Consider the following 4742-nt stretch of genomic DNA (forward strand, 5'->3'; position numbering starts at 1 on the left):
GCTTTCTCCAGCCATTCCCGGATCCGGTGTCGCCTCTCGGCCTGGCTAAGAAGATCCGTTACCAGGGGCATCTTCCGGGCTTCCTCGGCCTCCAGTTCGGTCAGTTCCTGTTCCTTCTGACGGAGGGCGGAGCGGGTTTCCTCCATTTTTTGCTCGTAGCCGGCCAACCTCCTCCGGAGGTCCTTTCTCTTTCGGGCGAGATCCCTCCATTCCTCAAGCCGGGTCAGGGTCTCCCGTAACTCCCGCAATTTCTCCCGCAGATCCTCCATCTCCTGAGCCTGGGACCGGAGGGAGTGCAGCCTTTCTGCGGTCTCCCGGGAGGCCTCCTCAAGCTCCTTGAGTTCGGCCTCCACTTCCTGCAGCCGCCGGGTCTCCCGGGAAATCTCCTCCTCCAGATCCCTCAAGGCCTGATAGAGGGGCAGACATTCCCTTACCCTATCCAGCAGGGCCAGTTCCTCCCGGCGTTTTTCCATTTCCGGGCGCCTGGCCGCCAGCTCCCGCAGCCGGTCCTCCACCTGTTGCTTTTCCGCAAATTTTGCCGCCAGTTCCCGGGCCTCTTCCAGTTCCCGGAGCAGTCGTCGGTGCGTGGTGAGAAGCCGGCTGACCCTTTCCTCTAGGGCTCTCTTTTTCTCCCGCAGGCTGCGGAGATGTTCCTCCAGCGAGGACTCCTCCTCAAACCCGGAGGATCGGAGCAGGGCCTCCCGCCTCTGATACAGGGCCTGCCAGGTATCCCGGGCCTCGGCCTCCATCTCCTTGAACACCTCCTCCAGCCGGGACAGGGATTCGGTCTGGAAGACCGTACGCAGGAGGTGCTCCCGTTCCTCGGAGCGGGCCAGGAGGAGGTCCCGGAAACGTCCTTGGGGAATGAGCAGGACCCGCCGGAACTCCCGGGCCGAAAATCCCAGGAGTTCCCGCACCCTGGAGGTAACCTCGCTGAGTTTCTGGGTGAGGAGCCGTCCCTCGGCCCAGAGGGCGGCTTCCTTGTGCACGTTTTTCCCGCTCCATCGCAGGCTCCGGACCACCCGGAAACGTCTTCCGCGCAGGCTGAATTCGTATTCCACCAGGGTGGGTACGGTGCGGGGGGCCCGGAGATTGCGCAGATCCCGGTCCTTCTTTTCCTCCAGGCTGGCTTCCCCGTAAAGGGCAAAGGTCAGGGCATCAAAAAGGGTGGTCTTTCCGGCTCCGGTGGGACCAGCGATGAGAAAGAGCCCGAAGCCCTCAAAGACCCTGAAATCCACCTCCACCGCCCGGAGATAGGGGCCGAAAGCCTGAAGACGCAGCCGCAGGGGACGCACGATCTAAACATACCCCCGGCGGCAAAGAGAAGGAAGGGGGCGGCCGGGCCGCCCCCTGAGAGACTTATTTGAGTTTTCCCAGGACCGGTTTGGGGGTGCGATCGGTGCTGGGCGGAAGGATGGGCAGGACGATCCGGGGCTGTTTCCCGGTCAGGGAGTGCAGGAAAGCGGTGATCTTTTTCACCTCCTCCGGGGTGAGGTTGGCCCCCAGCTGGGCCGTACCCATGATGGCCACGGCATCCTCCAGACGCCATACTTTACCGGAATGGAAATAGGGATAGGTAAGGGCCACGTTTCGCAGGGAGGGCACCTTGAACACGTATTCATCGGAGGCGGTGTGGGTCACCGCAAAACGGCCTTTGTCGCCGGGAGGCAGGACATCCGCGCCGGGACGTTCCACCACCCCGAAGGGAGCGTACATCCGGCCTCCCACGTTGACGCCGTTATGGCAATTGGCGCATCCCTTTTCCATGAAAAGACGCAGGCCCTCTTTCTGTTCGCGGGTAAGGGCGGAGGTATCGCCCTTCAGGAACCGGTCGAAGGGGGAATCCGGGGTAAGGAGGGTGGCCTCAAAGGCCTCAATGGCCTTGGCCATATTGTCGAAGGTTACCGGGTCCTTTTCGCCGGGGAAGGCCTTACGGAACATCTCCACGTATTCGGGAATGGACTTGAGGGTGGCCACCACCCGCTCCGGGGTGTTGCTCATCTCCACCGAGGCCTGAACCGGGCCCTTGGCCTGTTCCTCGAGGTCCTTGGCCCGTCCGTCCCAGAACTGAGCGGTGTTAAAGACGGAGTTGAGCACGGTGGGAGCATTACGCGGCCCCCTCTGCCACATGTGACCGGTGGAGGTTTCCTGGAGATCCACCCCGGCCAGGGAGAGGTTGTGACAGGTGTTACAGCTTATGAGCTGGGAGGCCGAGAGGCGGGGATCGAAATAGAGCATCTTGCCCAGCTTGATCTTGGCCGGAGTGAGAGGATTGTCTTTAAGGGCCGGGGGTTTTTCCGGCAAAGGCTCGAAGTATCTACGAGCCTTCTTCAGGAGATCCTGATCCCCGGCCAGGGCCGGGAGAACCGTAAGGGCCCACAAAGCCACCACCATCCATAACCATACTCCCATTCTACGCATGATTTCCCTCCTGGCTAAAATTTGGGAAGAACGTTAATCCACCAGTTCGGCCTTCCAGGTCTCATAGACCTTTCCGGCCAGTTCCGCCCCGGGTTTAAGGGTGGGTTTACCGGGTTCCCAGTGGGCCGGACAGACCTCGGCCCCTCCGGTGCGGCGTACATGCTGGAAGGCCTTGATCCTGCGCAGGAGTTCGTCGGCATTGCGACCCACCGGAGCATTAAGGATATCCATGAACTGAATCACCCCATCCGGATCGATGAGGAAGGTCCCCCGCAGATTGAGACCCTGTTTATCATCATATACCCCGTAAAGTTGACCGATCTTTCCGGCCGGATCGGAAAGCAGGGGGAAGGGAACCCCACCCTCGATCATCTTGGAGAGTTCGGTCTCCTGCCAGACCTTGTGCACGAAGGGCGTATCTATACTGATCCCCAGGACCTCTACCCCCATCTCCTGAAGATCCCGGTATTTCTTGGCTATGGCCACCAGCTCCGTGGGACAGACAAAGGTAAAATCAGCGGGATAAAAGACCAGAAGCACCCATTTGCCCCGATAATCGGAAAGCCTTACCGTCTTGATCTCGCCATCCGCATAAGCCTGAGCCTCAAAGTCAGGAGCCATCAACCCGGGTCTAATACACATAACTCAACCTCCTTTTATATTTTTCTTGAAATCTATTTAAAACGTTTTTTAGGGAAAGTCAAGTCTAAGATGCTCCCTGAATTTCACCCCCTGCCCCCGCATGACTCTGGCCCGGAGCCTTAATTCCTTTTTCAAAGTTAAACACCCTTTCGCCGGAGGGAAGGGGGCTTTTCCGATTGACCTTCTCTGGTTTCCGGGGTTTAATTAGAATCAAAGTCTCCCGGGAGGTAGCTATGGAACCTTTAAGGGTTGGTCCGGACAGGGTGGTGGTACTCACCTATTCCCTGGACATCGAGGGTGAGGAAGCTCCGGAGTGGTTCAGGAAGCCCATGGAGGCCTCCTTCATCTTCGGGCGGGAGCCGGTGCTCCCTCTGCTGGAGAAGGCCATCGAGGGGGCCAAGGAGAACGACGAGGTGGTAATCACCATCCCCCCGGAACAGGCCTACGGCCCTCATCGGGCCCACCTGATAAAGGAAATCCCCCTTTCCCGGCTCAAACACCCGGAAAAGGTTCGCCCCGGCGCCTATTATGAGGAGACCGGACCTTTCGGGCAGAAGACCTTCTTCAAGATCCTGGAGGTGAAAGGCAACCGCATCAAGGTGGATTTCAATCACCCCGCCGCCGGCAAAAACGTCCTCATGCGGGTCCGCATCCGGGCGGTGCGCGAGGCCACTCCGCGCGAAATCCTGGCTGCGGAACTCCGACGCTGCGGCGGAGGCTGAGCCTAATCGGTGGAGGGTGGAACCCTCCTCCAAGTCCAAGATCTGGTCCTGGGATGCCGGGGACGACCTTACCCCCTGGTGGGAAGGGTTTCTTTCCGTTTGCGGGCCGGAGAGATCTTCGGTCTGGTGGGGGAAAGCGGCTGCGGTAAATCCCTTACCGGTCTCGCCTGTCTGGCCCTCTTTCCCCCCGGGGTAAAACCTCTCTCCGGCAGGGTGGTCTTTCGGGATACGGATCTCCTCTCCCTCCCGGAAGAAAAGCGTCGTAAATTCAGGGGCCGACACCTCGGACTTATCTTTCAGGAACCCCTGAATGCCCTCAATCCGGTCTTCACCGTAGGGCACCAGGTGGAGGAGGTCTTACATCTTCACCGGGGGCTTTCCGGAGAAACCGCCCGGCAGGAAACCGTGAGGCTCTTTTCCGAAGCCGGGCTTCCCGACCCCGAACTCCGGCTGCGCAACTATCCTCACGAACTCTCCGGAGGAATGCGTCAGCGGGTCATGATCGCCATGGCCCTGGCCGGAGATCCGGACCTGCTGGTGGCGGACGAACCCACCACCGCTCTGGACGTCACCGTACAGGCCCAGATCCTGGAACTCTTCCTGGAACTGCGGACCCGACGGGGACTTTCCATCCTCTTCATCTCGCACGATCTGGCGGTGATCCGGGAGGTGGCGGATCGGGTGGCAGTCATGTACGCCGGTGAAATCGTGGAGGAAGCCCCCCGGGACGAACTCTTCTCCTCTCCGCTCCATCCTTACACCCGGGCCCTGCTGGCGGCCTTTCCCCGCCTGGGAACCAGAAAACTGGAGGTCCTGCCCGGCCAGGTCCCCCCGCCGGGCACCTGGCCCCGGGGGTGCCGCTTTGCGCCCCGCTGTCCGGAAAAAATCTCCCTCTGCGTCGAAAAACACCCGGAACTAAAAGAGATCCGTCCCCATCATCGGGTGAGGTGTCTCCGA

The 4742-nt window shown here is 60.3% G+C and carries 5 protein-coding genes; 2 read left to right on the forward strand and 3 right to left on the reverse strand.

Annotated elements, in window-relative coordinates; genetic code table 11:
* From F8J34_RS05940 to prxU, 3 genes are all read right to left on the reverse strand, one after another.
* Positions 1–1295 (reverse strand): AAA family ATPase (locus F8J34_RS05940; RefSeq protein ID WP_297057141.1); only part of this gene is annotated, 1295 nt, incomplete at its 3' end.
* Positions 1296–1359: 64 nt separating this feature from the next.
* Entirely contained in the window at positions 1360–2421 is a 1062-nt protein-coding gene (locus F8J34_RS05945; protein ID WP_297057143.1) for a cytochrome-c peroxidase, read from the reverse strand.
* Positions 2422–2454: 33 nt separating this feature from the next.
* Positions 2455–3063 carry a thioredoxin-dependent peroxiredoxin gene (prxU, locus tag F8J34_RS05950; protein ID WP_297057145.1) on the reverse strand — a complete coding sequence of 203 codons (609 nt, stop codon included), beginning with the start codon at positions 3061–3063 and terminating at the stop codon, positions 2455–2457.
* Positions 3064–3296: 233 nt separating this feature from the next.
* On the opposite strand from prxU, the gene F8J34_RS05955 reads away from it, so the two are divergent.
* A complete protein-coding gene (locus tag F8J34_RS05955) occupies positions 3297–3785 on the forward strand; it encodes an FKBP-type peptidyl-prolyl cis-trans isomerase (RefSeq protein ID WP_297057148.1) in 489 nt (162 codons plus the stop codon).
* A 9-nt stretch (positions 3786–3794) separates the two neighbouring features.
* The coding region (locus F8J34_RS05960) for an ABC transporter ATP-binding protein (protein ID WP_297057150.1) at positions 3795–4742 on the forward strand (948 nt) is incomplete at its 3' end.

This window comes from Thermosulfurimonas sp., assembly GCF_015491435.1.
Classification (GTDB): domain Bacteria; phylum Desulfobacterota; class Thermodesulfobacteria; order Thermodesulfobacteriales; family Thermodesulfobacteriaceae; genus Thermosulfurimonas_A.

Excerpts from the sequence above, each read along its gene's own strand:
- F8J34_RS05955 (WP_297057148.1), top strand. The coding sequence starts at position 3,297 with ATGGAACCTTTAAGGGTTGGTCCGGACAGGGTGGTGGTACTCACCTAT.
- prxU (WP_297057145.1), bottom strand. The coding sequence starts at position 3,063 with ATGTGTATTAGACCCGGGTTGATGGCTCCTGACTTTGAGGCTCAGGCT.
- F8J34_RS05945 (WP_297057143.1), bottom strand. The coding sequence starts at position 2,421 with ATGCGTAGAATGGGAGTATGGTTATGGATGGTGGTGGCTTTGTGGGCC.